Genomic DNA, 386 nt, shown 5'->3' with positions numbered 1-386 from the left:
GATGAATTAAAAACATTGGCACAAAAAGAGAAAGAAAGTAAAGAGCAAACCACAATAAAAACAGGCTTTCAAAAATTAATTAATAACTTATATTAGGAATAGAAACGATGGAAAACGTTACAGCAAAACAATATAACAACTATATCCAACATTTATCAACAATGCTTAAAATCAATATTGACGGTGCATTAGCCGTTTTTGATTTAGACGGAAAAGTAGAAAAGGAGTTTTTTAAATCCCTAGAAATTTCACCATTTTTAGGCTTAATTAACATTATAAAAACAACAGAACATAAAGGCGAAACGCTAGGGATTAGCGTGCCAATGCCTAGCCAAACGAATATTAACCAGCACGACCGCACACCAGAAAAAGGGCATATTTCCCCA

General features: G+C 32.9%; 1 protein-coding gene. It reads left to right on the top strand.

Annotated elements, in window-relative coordinates; translation table 11 throughout:
* Positions 1-107: 107 nt before the first annotated feature.
* Positions 108-386 (top strand): P2 family phage major capsid protein (locus tag ACLS0A_RS11055; RefSeq protein WP_416083513.1); only part of this gene is annotated, 279 nt, incomplete at its 3' end.

The sequence above is a fragment of the Avibacterium volantium genome (assembly GCF_049366555.1).
Lineage (GTDB): Bacteria > Pseudomonadota > Gammaproteobacteria > Enterobacterales > Pasteurellaceae > Avibacterium > Avibacterium volantium_A.
The sequence above is the reverse complement of the archived record's forward strand: the minus strand, read 5'-3'. Positions and strand labels throughout refer to the sequence as shown.